Origin of the sequence: Collimonas silvisoli, from assembly GCF_018305005.1 — a bacterium.
GTDB lineage: Bacteria > Pseudomonadota > Gammaproteobacteria > Burkholderiales > Burkholderiaceae_D > Collimonas > Collimonas silvisoli.
In genome coordinates, this window is record NZ_JAGQEG010000043.1 from 1 (window position 1) to 18,106 (window position 18,106).

19 protein-coding genes and 1 pseudogene are annotated in these 18,106 nt (G+C 55.8%); 9 read left to right on the forward strand and 11 right to left on the reverse strand.

Annotated features, from left to right (window positions below):
- The 5 genes from urtA to KHU33_RS13240 all read right to left on the reverse strand — a co-directional run.
- Positions 1-1,077: urea ABC transporter substrate-binding protein (gene urtA, locus KHU33_RS13220; RefSeq protein WP_211463594.1), on the reverse strand; the 1,077-nt coding region annotated here is incomplete at its 3' end.
- A gap of 382 nt (positions 1,078-1,459) precedes the next feature.
- Positions 1,460-2,542: a calcium:proton antiporter gene (locus KHU33_RS13225; RefSeq protein ID WP_211463596.1), complete on the reverse strand. Its 1,083-nt coding sequence runs from the start codon at positions 2,540-2,542 to the stop codon at positions 1,460-1,462.
- A gap of 117 nt (positions 2,543-2,659) precedes the next feature.
- Positions 2,660-3,196 (reverse strand): dihydrodipicolinate synthase family protein, encoded by a 537-nt coding sequence (locus tag KHU33_RS13230; RefSeq protein WP_211463676.1) that lies wholly within the window; start codon positions 3,194-3,196, stop codon positions 2,660-2,662.
- 520 nt (positions 3,197-3,716) lie between these two features.
- A complete protein-coding gene (locus KHU33_RS13235; RefSeq protein WP_230414249.1) occupies positions 3,717-4,427 on the reverse strand; it encodes an N-acetylmuramoyl-L-alanine amidase in 711 nt (236 codons plus the stop codon).
- Between the two features lie 6 nt (positions 4,428-4,433).
- The gene (locus tag KHU33_RS13240) at positions 4,434-5,387 is read right to left on the reverse strand and encodes a LysR family transcriptional regulator (protein WP_211463597.1); all 954 of its coding nucleotides are present in this window, start codon (positions 5,385-5,387) and stop codon (positions 4,434-4,436) included.
- A 186-nt stretch (positions 5,388-5,573) separates the two neighbouring features.
- On the opposite strand from KHU33_RS13240, the gene KHU33_RS13245 reads away from it, so the two are divergent.
- From KHU33_RS13245 to KHU33_RS13270, 6 genes are all read left to right on the forward strand, one after another.
- A complete protein-coding gene (locus KHU33_RS13245; RefSeq protein ID WP_230414250.1) occupies positions 5,574-6,812 on the forward strand; it encodes an argininosuccinate synthase-related protein in 1,239 nt (412 codons plus the stop codon).
- Positions 6,813-7,565 (forward strand): 2OG-Fe dioxygenase family protein, encoded by a 753-nt coding sequence (locus tag KHU33_RS13250; protein WP_211463598.1) that lies wholly within the window; start codon positions 6,813-6,815, stop codon positions 7,563-7,565.
- A 122-nt stretch (positions 7,566-7,687) separates the two neighbouring features.
- Entirely contained in the window at positions 7,688-8,668 is a 981-nt protein-coding gene (locus KHU33_RS13255; protein WP_211463599.1) for a DMT family transporter, read from the forward strand.
- 518 nt (positions 8,669-9,186) lie between these two features.
- The gene (locus KHU33_RS13260; RefSeq protein ID WP_211463600.1) at positions 9,187-11,082 is read left to right on the forward strand and encodes a S53 family peptidase; all 1,896 of its coding nucleotides are present in this window, start codon (positions 9,187-9,189) and stop codon (positions 11,080-11,082) included.
- Positions 11,083-11,204: 122 nt separating this feature from the next.
- A complete protein-coding gene (locus KHU33_RS13265; protein ID WP_211463601.1) occupies positions 11,205-11,429 on the forward strand; it encodes a hypothetical protein in 225 nt (74 codons plus the stop codon).
- Positions 11,430-11,493: 64 nt separating this feature from the next.
- Complete coding sequence (locus KHU33_RS13270; protein ID WP_211463602.1) at positions 11,494-11,700, forward strand: hypothetical protein; 207 nt, start codon at positions 11,494-11,496, stop codon at positions 11,698-11,700.
- Between the two features lie 22 nt (positions 11,701-11,722).
- Here the strand turns inward: KHU33_RS13270 and KHU33_RS13275 are convergent, their stop codons facing one another.
- Entirely contained in the window at positions 11,723-12,124 is a 402-nt protein-coding gene (locus tag KHU33_RS13275; RefSeq protein WP_211463603.1) for a hypothetical protein, read from the reverse strand.
- Positions 12,125-12,505: 381 nt separating this feature from the next.
- Here KHU33_RS13275 and KHU33_RS13280 point away from each other — a divergent pair, with 381 nt between their 5' ends.
- Together KHU33_RS13280 and KHU33_RS13285 are read left to right on the forward strand one after the other, a co-directional pair.
- Positions 12,506-13,156 carry a glutathione S-transferase family protein gene (locus KHU33_RS13280; protein WP_211463605.1) on the forward strand — a complete coding sequence of 217 codons (651 nt, stop codon included), beginning with the start codon at positions 12,506-12,508 and terminating at the stop codon, positions 13,154-13,156.
- Between the two features lie 15 nt (positions 13,157-13,171).
- Positions 13,172-13,501 (forward strand): DUF1304 domain-containing protein, encoded by a 330-nt coding sequence (locus KHU33_RS13285; protein ID WP_268907124.1) that lies wholly within the window; start codon positions 13,172-13,174, stop codon positions 13,499-13,501.
- An 18-nt stretch (positions 13,502-13,519) separates the two neighbouring features.
- Here the strand turns inward: KHU33_RS13285 and KHU33_RS13290 are convergent, their stop codons facing one another.
- On the reverse strand, positions 13,520-14,065 hold the full coding sequence (locus KHU33_RS13290; RefSeq protein ID WP_211463683.1) for an NADPH-dependent FMN reductase: 546 nt from the start codon (positions 14,063-14,065) through the stop codon (positions 13,520-13,522).
- 160 nt (positions 14,066-14,225) lie between these two features.
- Positions 14,226-14,480, reverse strand: coding sequence for a hypothetical protein (locus tag KHU33_RS13295; RefSeq protein WP_211463607.1), 255 nt, complete (start codon positions 14,478-14,480; stop codon positions 14,226-14,228).
- Positions 14,481-14,590: 110 nt separating this feature from the next.
- Here KHU33_RS13295 and KHU33_RS13300 point away from each other — a divergent pair.
- Positions 14,591-15,177: pseudogene (locus KHU33_RS13300) on the forward strand (IS5 family transposase); the annotation flags it as partial.
- A gap of 176 nt (positions 15,178-15,353) precedes the next feature.
- On the opposite strand, the gene KHU33_RS13305 reads toward KHU33_RS13300, so the two are convergent.
- The 3 genes from KHU33_RS13305 to KHU33_RS13315 are packed head-to-tail and all read right to left on the reverse strand — an operon-like array spanning position 15,354 to position 18,016.
- The gene (locus KHU33_RS13305; RefSeq protein ID WP_211463609.1) at positions 15,354-16,184 is read right to left on the reverse strand and encodes a hypothetical protein; all 831 of its coding nucleotides are present in this window, start codon (positions 16,182-16,184) and stop codon (positions 15,354-15,356) included.
- Positions 16,185-16,203: 19 nt separating this feature from the next.
- Complete coding sequence (locus KHU33_RS13310) at positions 16,204-17,253, reverse strand: hypothetical protein (protein WP_211463611.1); 1,050 nt, start codon at positions 17,251-17,253, stop codon at positions 16,204-16,206.
- 7 nt (positions 17,254-17,260) lie between these two features.
- A complete protein-coding gene (locus KHU33_RS13315; protein WP_211463613.1) occupies positions 17,261-18,016 on the reverse strand; it encodes a DUF2345 domain-containing protein in 756 nt (251 codons plus the stop codon).
- Between the last annotated feature and the right edge of the window lie 90 nt (positions 18,017-18,106).

Below are 18,106 nucleotides of genomic sequence, written 5' to 3' on the forward strand. Positions count from 1 at the left end.
GGCTTTGAATTTTTGGCCGGACATGGCGGCAATGACTTTGTCGGTGTCGGTGGATTTGGCTTTTTCTACGGCTTGTTTCCACATGTAGATGCCGACATAGGTGGCTTCCATCGGGTCGTTGGTGACTACGGTGCTGGCGTTCGGCAGTTTCTTGGCGAGCGCGTAGGCTTTCCATTTCTTGATGAAGGCGGTGTTGACTGGGTTCTTTACCGATTCAAAGTAATTCCAGGCGGCCAGGTGGCCTACCAGCGGCTTGGCGTCGACGCCGCGCAGTTCTTCTTCACCTACCGAGAACGCTACTACCGGTACATCCGTGGCTTTCAGGCCGGCGTTGCCTAGTTCTTTGTAGAACGGTACGTTGGAGTCGCCGTTGATGGTGGAGATCACGGCGGTCTTGCCGCCGGCGGAGAATTTCTTGATGTTGGCGACGATGGTCTGGTAATCGGAGTGGCCGAACGGTGTGTAGACTTCGTCGATATCGGTGTCCTTGACGCCTTTGCTGTGCAGGAAGGCGCGCAGGATCTTGTTGGTGGTGCGCGGGTACACATAGTCGGTGCCTAGCAGCACAAAGCGCTTGGCGCCGCCGCCTTCTTTCGACATCAGATATTCAGTGGCCGGGATCGCTTGCTGGTTCGGCGCGGCGCCGGTGTAAAACACGTTTTTCTCCAGCTCTTCGCCTTCATACTGGACCGGATAAAACAGCAGGCCGTTGAGTTCCTTGAAGACCGGCAGCACCGATTTGCGCGATACCGATGTCCAGCAGCCGAACACCACCGATGTCTTGTCTTGCGCAACCAGCTGGCGCGCTTTTTCCGCAAACAGCGGCCAGTTGGAGGCCGGATCGACCACTACCGGTTCCAGTTTCTTGCCCATCACGCCGCCATTGGCGTTGATCTCTTCGATCGCCATCAAAGCCACATCTTTCAACGAGGTTTCAGAGATGGCCATGGTGCCGGACAGGGAGTGCAGGATGCCTACCTTGATGGTGTCGGCGGCAAATGCAGACGGCAGCCAGGCGCTGGCGGCAAGAGTGAAAGCGCCGAGCGCGGTAGCTTTCAGAAGGGTGCGACGTGACATGAATTTCTCCTCCAGTAGTGAGCGATAAAAACAGAAACACAGAAAAAAAGCACGGGCTAAGAAAGCAGGCAAGAAAATTGATACTGAGATGAGCTGATTACCCAGAGGCTTTAGCAGAATGCATGCCAGTGAGGAGGGCGGCGTCTTGCGCCGGTTTCAGAGGAAGTTACTTGGATTTGGAGAAAAATTGGCGCTAACCGGAATGCCGGCGCCCATATTTGGTGAGACCGGATTTTGATGCGGGACAGACGCACCAGCGTGGTGCTGAATGATGCGGTGGCACATTGCGGGTGTAGAAAATGATCTTGATTAGTGCAAAAAAACGGGCAGCCTAAGCTGCCCCGGATTTTTGCCCCATCGGAGCCTGAATCAAATACCCGGTCTAGGGAACGATAGTGGTAAACAGATAGACCGCAAAAATCACCAGATGAACCGTGCCTTGCATGACCGTGGTGCGTCCGGTGCCGAGCGATAAGGTGGCGACGATGAACGAGAGCAGCAACAGCACGGTGGATTTGATATCCAGGCCGAGCGATAGAGTCCAGCCGGTAGTCAGCGAGACGATCGCCACCGCCGGAATGGTCAGGCCGATGCTGGCCAGCGCCGAACCCAGCGCCAGGTTAAGGCTGGTTTGCAGGCGGTTGGCACGGGCGGCCCGCACCGCCGCCAATCCTTCCGGCAGCAGCACCACCGCGGCAATGATGATGCCTACCAGGGTCTTGGGTGCGCCGACGCTTGCCACGGCGGTTTCCAGCGTCGGCGCCAGCGACTTCGCCAGCAGCACTACCGCACCCAGGCAAACCAGCAGCAAGCCGCCGCTGATTGCCGCCACTTTGACCGTTGGCGGCGCTGCATGCACATCTTCATCGCTAACTGCTTCCTGCGGCAGGAAGTAATCGCGATGGCGCACGGTTTGCACCAGCACGAAGGTACCGTAGAGTATCAGCGAGATGATGGCGATAAACGCCAGCTGGCTCGGGCTGTAGAACGGCCCCAGCGCGCTGGAGGTGTAATTGGGCAGTACCAGGGTCAGCACCGCGATCGCCGCCAGCGTGGCCAGCGAAGCGCTGACGCCGAGCAAGCCGAAACTCTGCTCTTTATGGTGGCTGGCGCCCACCAGCAGGCAGATGCCGACGATGCCGTTGAGGATAATCATGATGGCGGCAAACACGGTGTCGCGCGCCAGGCCCATGGTTTCTTCACCGCCGGCCAGCATCAGCGAGACGATCAGCGCCACCTCGATCAAGGTCACCGCCAGCGCCAGCACCAGGGTGCCGTAAGGTTCGCCGACCCGGTGCGCCACCACCTCGGCGTGATACACCGCCGCCAGCACGCTGCCGAGCAAGCCGGCCACCAGCAAGATTGTATAAGCGCCGCCGAAATTCAAGCTGGCGCCGCCAAGCAGCAGCCAGCCGGCAACCGGGGCGGCGATGGACCATATAGGAAGTACAGGGGAAATTTTCATATGGCGATTGGACACGTATCAGGCATTTTTGGCAAGTGTTGATTGCCATTTATATATGCGTCCGCTATCTAGCCGTTCCCCGCCCCCCTGTCATAGACAGTCGGGATCAAGAAATCTTCATTTCACCAGCCCCAGCATTCTTGGTTCACCGGCGGCGCGTCCGGACTTTGCGGTTTTTCCGGCAAGCGGGATCGTCTTCAGTTTTTCCAACGCCTTGCCCAGCTTGATGCGCCCCGCTGCCGACATAGGCGTTATCGGCAGGCGCAATTCATCCAATATCTGGCCCCGCATGGCCAGCGCCGCTTTCACCGGGCCAGGAATCGGTTCCGAAAACAGTAGTTGTATCATCGGCAGCAGCTGCTTGAACAGGCAACGGGCCGGGCCGATCTGTCCAGCGCGCACCAGTTCGAACAAATGCACAAACAGATCCGGCCGGATGTGGGCGGCGGCGGAAATCGCGCCGTGTCCGCCCAGGCAAAGCATGTTGAACAGCATGGCGTCGTCGCCGCACAGAACCTTCAGATTGGTGCGGTTGATCAATTCCATGGTTTGCGTCAAATTGCCGCCGCACTCCTTGATCGCCGCGATTTTCGCATGACACTTAAAGAAAGAATTTCCATTATCGCCTCGTCGGTTTGTTGATAAGAAAGAAATTACCTATCGTTTTTTGATAGTTTCTTTTTTAATGATGATCTCGCTCTAAAAGCAATTAATAGAGAAGGAGCTGCTATAGGTAGTAGCCACTTTCCAGGGTTGTTCAGCAAATGATCCAAAGCAAATGATGCTGAAAACTTCAGAGAGATCATCAAGAAAAACAGTGCAAAAAGAATCAGGAAGGACAATAGGAACCTTGACAGTGATAACAAATAAGCATTGTTTGTATTAAGGTAATTGACCATGATTTTCTCTTGTTAAATTGATTTTAAGATAAGGCAGATTGAAGTTGTTTAGGCGGCCCGTGGGCTCGTTAAGCGTAGCCAACTTTAACCGAATCTCCCGGCAATTTCTAAGATTTAACTATTTGCGATAGCAGTATTGCATGTTTTTTAAGTTGATGGAATTATTTTTTTATTAATAAAATTGAGCATTGGGGGGAGGGCAGAGCTGCACATCTGAAATATTTCATGATTTAGCGCTACCCGCTATGGAATTAGCCCAATCAAACGCTGAATAGCTAGGGCGCTACAGGCAAGCACTGGCGGATGCCGCCGGCGATAGCATTGGCGGCCAGCCCGGCAAACCGCGGCGACGCCAGGCGCGCTTCCTGATCGGGGTTGGCAAGCACGCCGATCTCGATCAGCAGCGCCGGCGATTCAGCGGTTTTCAACACCACCAGATCGTCAAAGCGATGAATCCCGAGAGAGCGGTCTAGCAAGGGGCGGTTTTCGCCGGCAATCGGCGTGGCGTGATACAGCGAAGGGTGTTCGCCCATGGACAGCAACTTGCGGCTGATGCTTTTTGCGCACTCCAGGCTGCGCGCATATTGTGGCTTGCTGGCCGAAACAAATATGGCGTAACCGGAAAATTCCCGGCTTCTGCCGGCGTCCAGCCAGGCTTGTTGCATCGAATCGTGATGGATCGAGACGAACAGCGCCGCGCTGCCGCTGGCTTCGGTCCGCGCCTGCAATGAGGCCGGCGAGCCTTGCGCCGCGACGTCGACCACATCCAGTCCTTGCGCTTTTAATGCTTTGCTCAAGGCGACGGCGAGTTGCCGGTTCAGATCGAATTCACGATGGCCGGCGGCGCCGATGGCGCCGGGGTTTTCCGTGGTATGGCCGGTATCGATCAGCACTTGCTGGGCGCCGCAGTCGGCGAGCTGCAGGCTAGATAGACAAATCAGGCTGGCCACGGCCAGGATGCTTTGGCGTAGAGCGGATTTATGCATTCTTTGCTATTTCCCTGCCGCCAGCCGCCGCCGGTCCAAGGGCTTCAGATCGGCCTCCAGATGGGTCGCCAGGTAATCGATGAAGACCCGCATCTTGGGCGCCAGATAACGCGTCGGCAGGTATTGTATGAAAGCCGTTCCCTGGTAGGCAGCGACGAACTCCCAATCGGTGAGCACCGCTTTTACCAAGCCTTGCTCCAGCGCGTTGCGCACGATGAAGTAGGGCAGGCAGCCGATTCCCAGGTTTTGCAGCACGCCCTCCAGCCGCGCTTCGCTGTGATTGACCACATACCGCCCACGGACTTTGATGATGGTGGTTTCGCCCTGGCGTATGAAGTGCCAGTCGGAGTCGCCGGCATTTTCGCCCAGGTATAGGCAGCTGTGGCTGCACAAGTCTTGCGGCTGTTTGGGGGTGCCGTGCTGGGCCAGATAGCTGGGGGTGGCGCACAGCACCTGATCGATCGACATCAGCGGCCGCGCCACCAGGCCGTCGGCCGGCTGGCTGGTGATGCGGATCACCAGGTCGGCGTCGTCGTTGATCAGGTCGACATGGCGATCGGTCAGAATCAGTTGCACATCGACTTGCGGATATCTTTCCAGGAAACCCGGTATCAGCGGCGTCACTACCGATTTGCCGAAAGCTTTCGGCATGCCGACCCGCAGCAAGCCTTGCGGCAGCGCCACGAATTTATCGGCGACCTCCATTGTCGCCTTGGCCGCATTCACCATTTCCAGGCAGCGCTGATAAGCCTCGCTGCCGGATTCGCTGAGGCGCAGCTTGCGCGTGGTGCGCTCCAGCAGTTTGACCGACAATGCCTGCTCCAGCCGCGACACCTGGCGGCTGACGGCGGAGGGCGTCATGCCCAACTCCATGGCCGCCGTCGAAAAACTGCCGGTCTCCACCACGCGCACAAACACCGCCATATCCGGCATCAGCTTGATGTATCGATTAGCTCCCATTTGTTCCCGCCGCGCACAAGTGTTGTTCTGAATACGTAGATTATCGTAATTGCCGGAATAAAACATAATAGCCCACATCGAATGATTATTTTTATCGATTTATTCACGCTATCTGCTGTAGTGCTTCACAAATACAGTGCTTCGTAAATAATCAAACACCCCCACTTTTCGAATGCCGGAGCGCCTATGATTGAGCCGCTAAAAAGAATACGCAGCATCGACGACCTGAAACTGGTCGCCGGCCATTGCGAGCATGTCCTGACTTTGTTCAGCGGTGGACTGGATAGCACTTATGCCTTGAAATGCCTGGTCGACAGCGGCTGCCGCGTGACGGCGCTGACGGTAGATCTGGGCGAGGGCGTCAACGCCGCCGATCTGCAGCAGATCACGGCCCACTTCGGCGCCGAGCTGCTGGTGATAGACGGCCAGCAAGCGTTTGCCGAAGATGCAGTGTTGCCGGCGATCCGCGCCAACGCCCGTTATATGGGCATGTATCCGATCAGTTCGTCGCTGTCGCGACCGATCATCGCCCGCTTCGCGGTCGAGACCGCATTGCGCCTGGGCTGCAACGCCATCGTCCACACTGCCAATCAATCGCAGAACACCCTGCGCCGCCTGAATGGCGCGATTGCCCAGCTCGGTTACGCCGGTTATTACGGCACGCCTTACGAATACACCGCGATTTCCCGCGAAGAAAAAATCGAAGCCTTGCGCACCGCCGGCCTGCCGCATTTCCAGGCGCGCGGCATCAGCGGCGACGCCAATCTGTGGTGCCGCGAATTCGAATCCGGCTCGCTCGACAATCCGGAATCGTTCTGGGTGCCGGAATCGCTGTTCGACTGGACCGCAGCGCCCGATCCGGCGCTGGCCAGCATTGAGTTGTCGATCAGGTTTGAAGGCGGCCGTCCGGTCGCCGTCGACGGCGAGGCCCTGCCGCTGGTGGAACTGATCGCCCGCCTTAACCGCCGCGTCGGCGCGTTTGGCATCGGCCGCTATTGCGGTCTGGAGCACCTGGAGCAGGGCGAGAAGGTGCTGGAAGTACGCGAAGCGCCGGCCGCCATGGCCTTGCTGGAAGCCTACCGGCATCTGGAGACTGCCGTGCTGGACGCCGAGCTGCTGCGCGAAAAACTCAGGATGGAACAACTGTGGGTGCGCGAAGCGATCGAAGGGCGCTGGTTCACGCCGCTGCGCGCAGCCACCGACCGCTTCATCCTCGACACCGCGCAATACGTCAACGGCACCGTCAATTACCGCTTGCGCGCCGGTGCTGCCGACGTCTGCGCGATCCGGGCCGATGCGCCGCTCTACCTGACCGATCGCGACAGCTGGGAAAAAGAGATTGCCGCGCAACGCTCCAGCCGGCAGCTATCCCTGCCCGCCAGTTCGGTACTGGATGCAAGCAAGCTGCTGGCGGAGGAAAACTAAATGCACATCGATGCCTTGGCGCCTATCAAGATCGCACCGCCCATCATCGATCATCTCAGCGGCGAGTTGCGCAACCGCTTGTTCACCGTGCTTTCCGGCCGCGCCGTGCAGGCCGCCTGCGATGTCGATCCGGCTACCTGGGACGAGTTCGCCGCTTGCTGGAACAACCTGCCGCAAGACAAATTCATGGGCGACAACGGCAGCTATCGCTTCCGCCGCTACGGCGCCTTCGAGCTGGATACGGCCGACGGCGTGCTGACGCAACTGCCGCATGCGCCTTACGTGCAGCCGAGCTACATCAATAAACTGAATGGCGACATCGCCCGTCATTTCGAGCCGCTGGAACAGCAGTTTGTCGACAATCCTTTCCTGTCCGGCTTGCTGCACTCTCTAGCGCAGGTGTTTGACCAGGTTGAAGGCAGCAGCGGCAAATGGAATATCCGTCTCCATCCCTACCGCATACGCGCCAGTTCCCATGCGCCCGGCAATCCGACGCCGGAAGGCTTGCATCGCGACGGCGTCGATTACATCGTCACCATGATGGTGCGCCGTCACAACGTGGCCGGCGGCGAAACCTATATTACCGATGTCGCCGGCAAACTGATGTGCCGCTATACCTTGACCGATCCGCTCGACCTGATGCTGGCCGACGACGCCCGCACCATGCACGGCGTGACCAAGGTGCTGCCGTACGAACTTAAACGTGAAGCCTTCAGAGATGTGCTGGTGATTGCCTACAGCAGAACCGCATAGCGAAGCAGAACTGACCAATATCCTCGGTGCTCCCGCCGTTTGTTCCGCTCAGCCTCCACCTTGGCGGAACGTTTTTTTTTCTTAACCGATAGTGCTGGTAGCGCTATCTGGAGTAAAACGAAGTGACCAATTTATCTGCCCGCTCTTCCACCAAAGGTCTCTGGGTTGCCGACCTGCTGCTATTGCTGGTCGCGATCGTCTGGGGCACCAGCTACGGTGTCGCCAAGGACGCTTTGGCGTTTTACCCGGTGCTGGGTTTTGTGGCGATTCGTTTTTGCATGACCTTTTTATTGCTGCTGCCCAGCTTGCGGCAACTGGCCAGGCCGGAAGGCCGGGCAGCCTTGCGCGCAGGCTTGCCCCTGGGCCTGATTCTGCTTGCCATCTTTATTTGCGAAACTTTCGGCGTGGCCTTGACCCAGGCCTCGAACGCCGCTTTCCTGATCAGCCTGTGCGTGGTCTTCACGCCGTTCGTCGAGTGGCTGGTGATGGCGCGGCGGCCCAAGGTCAGCGCGTTTGTGGTGGCTTTCATCTCGCTCTTCGGCACTTGGCTGCTGACCATCGGCAGCGATCTGACTTTCAATCTGGGGGACGGCCTGATGCTGGCGGCAGCATTGCTGCGCGCCTGCATGATGGTCATGACCAAGCGTCTGACGGTCGGTAAGAACATGTCGAACCTGGCCCTGACCGCGGTGCAATCCGGCGTTGTCGGCCTGGGCTGCCTGCTGGTCGCCAGCCTGTCCATGCAGGACGGTCTGCCGCCTCTGCCCAGAGATCCCGGCTTCTGGGCCAGCACGGCTTACCTGGTCTTGTTTTGCACCATCTTTGCTTTTTTTGCGCAGAACTATGGCGTACGGCGCAGCAACCCGACCCGGGTTTCTCTGCTGATGGGAAGCGAGCCGGTATTCGGTGCGCTGTTTGCTTCTTTCTGGCTGGGCGAAAAGCTCGGCGCCATGTCCTGGATCGGCGGTGCATTGATCGTCGGCGCCACCTTGTGGGCGACCTTGCCGCGTTCGGTATTTAATCCCGGCGCGCTTTTTTCGGCGCGCAATATCAAGCCGGAAAATACCCCCATCGTCGGCGTCGGGATTGACTCCAGCCAATGAATGAGAAGATTTCAACGGTAGTAAAAACACGAACGAAAACCATGTTTCGTTAGAAGAAAATATCAGTTCATTTTCAGCGCATCTAATATTGCTGAATGGAAATAATTGCTTTATTCTGAATCATCAAATGAACGAATTTGAATCGTGAAAACAGGATGTGAAGCACAAGCTATCAAGCGTTGATTTAGCGTTGATTTTTTATACGGCATTCACTCCAAAAGAGTTTTCGATGCTGTTGTTAATCCTCAAGAGGGAAGCCCCATGATTTGCATCAGACTCAATCCGATCTTCATCGCTTCGCGTTGCGCATCATACGCAGCTCACCGCACCACAGCTCCTCCCAGCTTCCGGCACTGTCAGCGTTAACGCTGCTGCCCCCCGTTAGCGGACTTTACGTCCGTTAAGCACTGCATCACGACCGGTGATGCAGACTCCAGCGCCAGATCAACTTTGCATTGCCGATCGCAATGCCGAGCTGCGGCGTCTTTTATCTGTTCCATTCAAGAGGAATTAGCGATATGAAATCGGAAAACTCAGCGAAAGCATCAGCAGGACATTTCCAGGCTTCGGCATTGTCATTAGCGTTGTCCCTGGTTTTTGCATCCTTGTCGGGGTCCGCTTATGCGGCCGTGGCCGACACCGGCACTTGGGTCGCCACCAAGACCCAGGCGTTCTTGCCGCAAGTGCAAGCCGCTCAAAAGAGCGCGGCGCTTGACGCCAACGGGGCTACGCCAGCGGCGGCGGCCGTGCAACTGGCGCAAGGCGAGCCGGTCCATGTGACAGTCAGCCTGAATCTGCGCAACGAAGCCAAGCTCGATAAATTCCTGCAGGATCTGCATACTCCAGGCACCGCTTCCTTCGGTAAATTTCTGACACCGGCCCAGTTCGCCGCAGAATACGGCCCGACTCAAAAAGACGTGGCGGCAGTGGTTGCGCATCTGAGAAAATCCGGCTTTGTCAACATCAAGGTCGCGAAGAATCGCCAGCTGGTGTCGGCCGATGGTACCGCCGCCACGGTGCAAACAGGCTTCCGTACTGGATTGAAACGCTTCCAGCAAGACGGCCGCAAGGTGTTTGCCAATACCGATGCAGCGCAAGTGCCGAGCGCACTGGGCCACATCGTCGGCTCTGTGCTCGGCTTGCAAAACGTCGCGATCGCGCAAACCCATCATCGCCTGTTGCCAAAGGCGGAAGCCGCTGCAACAGCAAGCCTGCAAGCCTCAGCCAGAACCAATGCGACACCGGTGAAAACCTCGCATAATCCGGCACAATTCCCAACCATCTATAACGCCGGCAGCACGCCAACCGGATCGAACACCGTGGTCGGCATCATCTCGGAAGGAAATATCGATCCGACGATTGCCGATCTGGGAACGTTTACTGCGAATAACGGCCTGGCTACCGTCAACACTTCGGTAGTGCAAACCGGCCCCGCAGGCGCCGACTATAGCGATACCTCCGGCCAGGTCGAATGGAATCTGGACAGCCAGTCCATCACCGGCACTTCCGGCGGCGTCGGCCAGTTGATCTTCTACGCATCGCCTGACATGCAATTCAGCAGCATTACCACCTCCTACAACCAGGCAGTGTCCGACAACCTCGCCAAGGTCATCAACGTCTCGCTCGGCGGCTGCGAATCGGATACCCATGCCGACGGCACCCAGGCAGCCGACGACAATGTCTTCAAGCAGGCTGTGGCGCAAGGCCAGACCTTCTCCATTTCGACTGGCGACGCCGGCGCTTACAACTGCCAGGTCAGTTCGATTTCCGGCGCGCCAGGCGTACCGACCAGCAAGGCCACCTATGACGTCAGCGAACCAGCCAGCTCTCCTTACGTGATCGCCGTCGGCGGAACAGCCCTGTATACCAACGCCGGCGCTTACAGCAGTGAAGTCGTGTGGAATGAAGGCCTGCGCCCGATCGGCACCTACGACGCCGCAGGCGACTACGATTCCACCCTACGCCTGTGGGCCACCGGCGGCGGCTACAGCAAATTCGAAGCGGCGCCTAGCTATCAATCGGGTGTGATTGCCGCCGGCAAAACCACACGCGGCCTGCCAGACATTGCATTCGACGCCGCCGGCGCCAGCGGCGCCGATATCGTCATCAACGGCAGCAGCGGCAACGTGGTGGGCGGCACCAGCCTGGCGGCGCCGATTTTCTCCGGCGTCTGGGCCCGTCTGCAATCGGCTAACAACAATGCCTTGGGCTTCCCTGCGGCCAGCTTCTACAAGTATTTCCGCCTGACCGCCAATGCCTCGCTGCTGCATGACGTTACCTCCGGCACCAACGGCGCCAGCAGTTCTTACGGCTACAAGGCAGGCGCAGGCTGGGATGCAACTACAGGTTTCGGCAGCCTGAACATTGCCAAACTCAATACCTTCATCGCCAACACTTCGGATTTCGCACGTTAATCGTCCGAGGAACCCGTAGTTAGCTTGTCGGTAGTCGCCGCTGTGGATTGCATTGATCCGCAGTGGCGACTAGGTGGTAGTAATTGGATCGACAGAATTGGCCTGTGTACGGAGAGCCGGACATGAACAAAACCAATCTAGCCTGGACTATAGCGGCCCTTGTGTTTGGCGCCGGCGGCGTATACGCTGTTTTTTCGGTGGACGATTCGATAGCGCAAACCAAGCCGCAGACTATGGTTGCGGCTCAGGATCACGGCCGGTTTTTACCCAGCCCGCTAGCGGCGCAGTCGCCTGCCGTGTCGAGCAAGACGCAAGAGGCCGTCAGCATCAATCCATTTGGAAAATAGCTCGCGCCTGATGATCTGATTTGAACCGAGCATACTAAAAGAAGATATTGAAAGAAGAATCGGCATGACCGCATATCTGCAACGACAAGACCGGCTGGCACTGGTGACCCAGGCCACGGCAAACGTTACCGGCAAGCGATTTTGCTCGCATCATCAGGGTGAAGCAGCGGTAGCGGACGGCGATTTCGTGGTGCGCAATAAATCCAGGCGTTGGGTCTGTTTCCGCTGCCAGGAGCGCAGCCGGCTGCGGCGCGAGGCGCTGGCAAGATAAATGAGCAGCCGGATAAAGCGTTCTAGCGAAACGCCGCCAGCGGATCGTAGTGCGCTTCCGCAGCGTTGTCCTGCTCCTTGGCGTTGTTTCCCTGCTTGATAAAACTGATCGATGTGATGCGCCATTCGCCGCGTTGCAGCTTCCAGCCATGTATCACTTTCTGCCAGCCCGGTTTCAGGTAGGACTGATCGGTCCGGTCCAATTCCCAATGACCGGCTTCCCATACATACCAGCCGCCGACATAATTCCAGAATCCAGGGCTCCATACCAGGCCGGCGCGCGGGCCAGGCTCGGCTTCTTCCCTAGGCGCCGGCGGTGCATTTCTGAGAACAATATCAGGGTTGTCCTGATGTTTTTGCGGCGGCTTGGTTAAAGACGAAAAGCGTCCGGCGATGATTGCTGCGATGCTGAGTGGGTGTTTCAATTTGGGCTCCTGAAAGTGTTCAGTGCTATCGATTGTACGAAGCCGGAGTTGCCAAAATGTGTCGCGTGCATTTGCTTACACTTTTCACATTCCACTTACAGCCAGGATCTGTTATTCCGATTGCGCCCAGGGCGCCAGGTCGGCGTGATTTCCCTATGGAAGATTGGATTTTTCCGGCGCTCCCGGCGAAGGTCGCGAAGATCATGGCGGACTTGTGAATAGATTAATAAAACAGGTCGCAGCGTAGTCGAAATAGAGGATTTCGACTGTTGCAAGCACAAAATTTTATCTGTCTGTTTCCTTATGTGTCGGCAACGCTTCGGCTATATTAGTGAACCATCGCTGAATCCAAGCGCCACTCACAAAAAAACAGGAGATGCCATGACACAGAACCGTCGCGTAACGTTTTTCCATTCGCCCAATACGCGTTCCACGGGCGCCCGTATCCTGCTCGAAGAACTGGGCGCCGACTATGAACTGCATGCGCTCAACATGAAAGCCGGAGAGCAGCGCAAGCCGGCATATCTGGCGATCAATCCGATGGGCAAAGTGCCTGCGATACGGCATGGCGAAGCGTTGATTACCGAACAGGTGGCGGTCTTCCTGTATCTGGCCGACCTGTATCAAGACGCCGGGCTGGCGCCGGCGCTGGACGATCCCTTGCGCGGCCCGTATCTGCGCTGGATGGTGTACTACGGTTCCTGTTTCGAACCGGCGCTGGTCGATCGCGCGCAAAAGCACCCGCCGACGCCGGCGTCGATGTGCCCCTACAGCGATTTCGACACCATGCTGAAAACCTTGACCGACCAGCTTGAAAAGGGCCCTTATATCCTCGGCGAAAAATTCAGCGCCGCCGATGTCCTGTGGGGCACCGCGTTGACCTGGACCACCGGCTTCAAGATAGTGCCGATGTCGCCGGTGATCAAGGCGTATATCGACAGAGTCAATGCGCGGCCGGCAGTGCAACGCGTCACCGCGCTCGATGCCGAACTGTCGGCGCAGCATGTCAAGCAGGCCGAAGCCAAAAACTAAAACCTGCTGATTGTTTTGGTCGCCTTACTGCATGTCTATTTTCTGGTGCTCGAAATGTTCTTGTGGAATAAACCGTTCGGCATCAAGACTTTCCGGCTGACGCCGGAGTTTGCCGCGGCGTCCAAAGCGCTGGCGGCCAATCAGGGTTTGTATAACGGTTTTCTGGCGGCCGGCCTGGCTTGGGGTGTGTGTCTGGGCGCGCCAGGCTTATCGATCAAGATTTTTTTCCTGGCGTGCGTGATTGTCGCCGGCATCTTCGGCGCCGTCACCGTCAGCCGCAAGATCTTGATCATACAGGCCGTACCGGCAGCCATCGCGCTGGTTTTTCTGCTGATCAACCGATAGCGCTGCCAGCGTCTGAATTTATTGCGGCTCCAGGCGTGCCGCCAGCACGGCGGCGCGCAATGCCTGCAATGCGCTGCGCAGCACTACCGAAATATCCGGGTGCTGAACGATCTCGTCTTCGCTCAGATGCGCACCAAGGATCGGCACCGTGACCGACGCCGCCTCGACAATCCGCGCCGACATCATCGTTACGATTTCTGTCAACGAAGCCTGCGCGTGCACTGCCCTTGGCGAAGCGTTCAGCAACGCCACCGGCTTGCGCACGAAAGCCTCGCAACCCACCATCCAGTCCAGCGCATTTTTCATCACGCCGGTAATGCCGTGCGCATATTCCGGGCTGGCGATCAGCACGGCGTCGGCATTCTTGATCTGTTCACGCAGATCTGCCACAGCGGCGGGATCACTGGCTTCGATATCGGGATTGAACAACGGTAAATCGCCCAGGCCACGGTACAGCGTAAGGCTAATGCCGGCATCCGCCGGCGCCAGACGCGCCATGGCGCGCAGCAGGGCAGAGTTGTGAGAGGCAGCACGCAGGCTGCCCGAGATGGCGAGGAATTTCATGTTGCCCAAAGGAATTTGCACGGATGCCCATTATGCCAACAAGCTCGATGGCTTGCTGCCGCTTGGAGAATGAGATGTCCGTGAAAAAAACCGCGCAAACCGGAGTCTGCGCGGGTTTAAAGGCGAGGCTTGCGCCTGGCAGGGCCAGCGATTTGCCGGCTTATTTTGCTGGAGCAGGCTGCGCTGCCGGAGCGGACGCATGCGCGGCAGCGGCTTGGTCAGCAGCTTTCTTGTTAGCCATATGGCGGCCGACGACACAACCGCCAACCGCACCGGCCACTGCATGATGGCCTGCATAGTGGCCGGCTACCGCGCCAACCGCAGCGCCTTTCAAACAGCCTTTGGCATTGGCGCCAGCGGCCGTGCCGGCGAGTGCCAGCGTGCATAACATTGTTGCGATGATTTTCGAGTTCATGGTGTCTCCTTTTTTAGAGCTGATGGTGTTTGTTTTGACAGCAGCAGATGGCTTTGTTGCATAAATCAGTCGGCGTGACACTCAGTAGTGCCATCAGGTAAGCTGATGGTATGAGCAAACCTGCTTCCCCGAGATACCGAACGACGAATTGGAAAGAGTACAAAACGGCGTTGAAGTCGCGTGGTTCGCTGCTGATTTGGCTGGACAAAGAGATGCGCTGGCAAGGCAGCGCGAATGGCAAGCAGGACCGCAGGCCGAAGTTCAGTGACGCCGCCATCCAGTTTTGCCTGACGATCAAGTGCCTGTTCAATCTGGCGCAAAGTCTGCTGAAGCTGGCGGGGTTGGACGGCAGGTGGCGGATTTCAGCACCGTGAGCCGTCGACAAAAGCAGCTGAGCGTGGCGATCAAAGCCAGGCCGACCAGGACCGGCTTGCACCTGCTGGTCGACAACACCGGCATCAAGATGTTGGGCGAAGGCGAATGGAAAACCAAGAAACACGGTGCCGACTACCGTCGCCAGTGGCGCAAGGTGCACTTGGGCATTGACGCCGCACCGCTGGAAAATCGCACCATTGAGGTCACGGACAACAGCATCGGCGATGCGCCAATCCCACGCATCCTTGCTCCTCGTTTCTCTGGTACGAGGAGGGCGGCGTCCATTTCATTCGTCTGGGGAATGGGGCGTTACGACCAGCGATTATTTATGCAACAAAGCCGATATCCATGCCGGTAACTCATGTTGAATTCATTATCGGGACTATCCCTGCTTACCTGATGAATGACAACGGTTCGGCCGAACCAATCGGTAGTAAAAAAAGACCACCCGAAGGCGGTCGATCAAATTTTGTAGCGTTACCAGATTGACTGATCGCGTCAGCTAAGTGGCCCACGCACTAATTCAGTTGGCATGAGTTTCCAAAATACCGGTTCGTTCTCGTAGTTGCCGGTTTTTGCGTTATACCAAGAGAAATCTTGGAATGGAAGGCCAGCGGCATAGTTGTACACTTGCCGCGACAAGGGACGTTCCGTTGCCCACGCAAATTTTTCTTGATTAGGAAAAATCGGAAGGTAATAGCCGGTCAGGTGGCACATGTCACCCGTTCTGGGCAAATCTCCAAAAAACATTTGGTCGCGGATTTTGCGGGTTTCATCGTATAGGGGAATGCGATCTATTTCTATTGTCTTTAATTTTGTTGGGTACGAAACTTCATAACTGTCGTTTGCATCGTACCCAATCGTAACGCCGAGAGAAAAATCACCGCAACGCAAATATTTGCGGTATAGGCTGACAGACTCCGTTATTTTTCCCGTTTCCATATTGAAGTTAGGCACGTTGATCCTTGCTTCGCTTTCTGGCTTGCGGTCTAATCCCAACGTGGACTCGAGCTGTTCAAGGCTAATGCCATCCAGGTATGGCCCAAATTGAAAATAGAAGCTGCGAGGTTCTATTCCGTTAGGGAAAGCGGGATCGGAGTTATAGCGTAGAGTGAATGCTCCCCACTTGCTTAAAAACTCGCCCCGATAATAATCCTTGCTATCGCCCCTGGTACTAATCCGAACCATATTTTTTAGTGCTGCAACAGGTTGATTACCCGCAATCACATCTTCAACGAGTCGAAGTAGTTCCAATATTTTTAATCGCATGTCATCGGTATAGCGAAACGCTTGATACTCTCGGCGAAACTGCTCTTCGTGTTGTTTCATGTCTTCCACCGTCAATATTTTATGGGTTGCTGGCTCGGACGACGCCTTGGTAGAGGTTTGTGCATTTAGATGGATTGGGAATGCCACTGTCACGGCCATGCCAATAGTGCTCAACAATTTTTTCCAATGCGAAGCTATCTTCTTCGGTAGGACGTATCCGGTATCCACCGTCTCTATCATGCCCAATTTTTTTGATGGGGACATTTTGATAGAAACGTTCCAGTTCAGACCGTACTTTGTAAACTTCTGAGTTGGGATCATTTTCATTTCCAATTAAATCGGTTCGATAATTTCTATCGATAAAAAAGCATAGGTTGCGATAATATGCAGACAAAGCCAAACGCTTAATTGAGATTTTTGCGAAAGGTTCGTCAGGGATCTTCTTGGTTTTCATTACATCTAAAACCTTCTTTTTAACCAGATCAGTAAACAATGCATGTATGAGTGCGTAATCTTCATAATCTTCCGGGTATGCAAAGACAGATGTGTATATCCAAAAGAACTGCTGGGTATGACGACCTTCGTGGAATAACGTCAAAGCTAACTCCCCGATTGCTTGTGCTCGTGCATCCGCCGTCTGATTTTTATCTAGTAAGATTTCAAAAGCCAGTTTTTCTAGCTTGATTTCCCATTTATCCGAATTAAATGAGCCATGCTGTCCCGAATCAGTTGCCGGACTTCCATTTGTTTGATCAGGGAAAACAATCTCAGCAAAAGCCGCTTGTGGCAATCCAAATTCTGTTGCAGCCCAAGCCTGACGCAAGTGAGGTTCTATTGCTAATTCGATTTGCTTTTGCTGTTCTTCGTTAAACGGCCAAGTCATTTGCGACCAGGGCAATTTTTCTAGCGCGGGCTTTATGCCTTGCACATAGGCTTTCGCCACAGGATATTCCCATTGGTCTTTGCCATTTCTCGGCAGCATGTTAGATTCACGCATTCCCCAATTGTTGGCGTCGCATGTGATGACAGCATGAGTACGAATGTCTTCCAGTGTTGGCTCGGTGTGTACGACTCCACCAATTTTCACGCCCTTTTTTTCACTGCTTATTACGGATATTGGTTGTTTCATATTCTTCCTATGCGTTAGGATTTTGTGGCTTTATGACTGTCCAGAGAAATGACGACCACACATAATTGTTTGCACCGCTAAGGAGTTCGATGCGGGTGTTTTGCGCCACTTCCGAAGCGGCAATATTGGTTTTTCCCTGCGCATCGGAGACACCTTCAACCGTGCGCCCACCGTCAAAAATGATGCGGTATTTTTGATTCGGAAGTGACCAACCACTGGCTGGCTCAAAGATTGAAAATTTCTCTGCATACTTTGCTTCTGCGATGTTCATCACTGGATAAGCTTGGTCTATGCTTTTCGGCCCAGGCGAGCTTTTACTTGCTGCATGTTCGATCCATGCGCCAACGGTGCCATGGGTTATGCCGCCGTTGCTCCATTCGGAGAAACTTCCGCCGCCGTTGACAACGATTTTCTTCTTTGCGGTGATATAAATGCTGTCATCGCTACTGGTAATGTGCAGCTCCTTCATCGCTTGCAGTTCCATCGCGTTGCTCTCTGCGCGCACGGTAACTTTGCCTTTGGCTGCGATCATGATCAGATCCAGTCGCTGCACAAAGACCGACCATTTTTCAGCGATGCTGGCAAACAGCGATTTGCCGACCGACATCGGCAGATGCCGGCCGCTGGTCAAGGCGATGTGCTCGCCACTGGCAATGTGCGTCGATTCTGGCGTACTGCTTGCTATGCCTGTAGCGCCGGCCAGCAGCAGATGCGGCGCCGCAAGTTCCGGATTTGCGATGAGCGTTCGTGAGGAAGTAAGCATGGCGATAGCGACTCCTAGCGATGACGGCGGACAATATTTGTTAACAATACGTCAATATTAACCCATCAAATCTACTGTCGCCATGAATTT